The organism is Lichenibacterium minor, from assembly GCF_004137685.1.
In the GTDB taxonomy this organism is placed as follows: Bacteria; Pseudomonadota; Alphaproteobacteria; order Rhizobiales; family Beijerinckiaceae; genus Lichenihabitans; species Lichenihabitans minor.
This window is the reverse complement of the sequence record NZ_QYBB01000164.1, coordinates 1-962: the sequence shown is the minus strand read 5'-3', so window position 1 is coordinate 962 and position 962 is coordinate 1. Positions and strand designations below refer to the sequence as shown.

The window sequence follows — 962 nt, the reverse complement described above, 5'->3', positions numbered from 1 at the left end:
ACCTTGACCAGGGTCGACTTGCCCGCGCCGTTGTCGCCCACCAGTGCCACGACCTCGCCGGCCTTGACGTCGAGGTCAATGTCGGTGAGCGCCGACACGGCGCCGAACTGCTTGCAGATTCCGCGCAGGCTCAGCACCGTGTCGTTCGGCGGTGGCAGGGGCGCGTCGGTCATAGGCATGGCCCTTTCAGGACTGATTTCCTTCTCCCCCCCGCGGGAGGAGGTGCCCTGACGAAGTCAGGGCGGAAAAGGGGGCATGGCGCCGCGCTCGGCGATGAACCCCCAATCGGAGGAGACTGCACTTGGCCCCCTCATCCCCTCGGCTTCGCGGGCGACCTGGGTCCCATGCCGGCAGGCCGGGATGGGTGCCCGAATCTCCCGCCAGGGGAGAACGGGCGCCCGACGCGTGTCGCCCTACGGCGTGATGCCGAGCTTCTTGCAGCCCGCGGCGTAGCGGCCGGTACAGAGCACGGAGGCGGGCTCGATCGGCTTGCCGTCGATCATCTTGTCGACGATCTCGGCCTTGAGGTTGTCGGCGGTGATCAGCGTCGGCACGAAGAGCTTGGAGGGCGTGCCGAACAGGGTCTGGTCGGCCTTGGGCGCCTCGCCCTGCAATAGGCCTGCGGCCACGTCGGCGGCAGCGGCGGCCACGATCTCGCTAGGCTTGGAGATCGTGTTGTATTGGTCGCCGGCGATGATGAGTTGCAGCCCCGCGATGGTGGCGTCGTTGCCGCTCACCGGCGGCACGGGGTCGACACCGGCGGCCTTGAAGGCCGCGATCGAGCCGCCCGCAGTTCCGTCGTTGGCCGCCACCACGCCGACGATTTTTTTCCCGAAGCGCGAGATCTGCCCGGCGACCCACTGCTGGGCCTTGGCGGGAGCCCATTCCGGCGTGTCGTATTCGGCGAGCGTGGCATAGCCGCCCGTGCCGATGCCGGCGTGCATGCCCTTCTTGATGAGGCC

The 962-nt window shown here is 68.5% G+C and carries 2 protein-coding genes; both read right to left on the bottom strand.

Translation table 11 applies throughout. The annotated features are described in order from the left end of the window. Positions 1–179: ATP-binding cassette domain-containing protein (locus D3273_RS27875; protein ID WP_428977819.1), on the bottom strand; the 179-nt coding region annotated here is incomplete at its 3' end. Between the two features lie 234 nt (positions 180–413). Next, the coding region (locus D3273_RS27870; protein WP_165359771.1) for a substrate-binding domain-containing protein at positions 414–962 on the bottom strand (549 nt) is incomplete at its 5' end.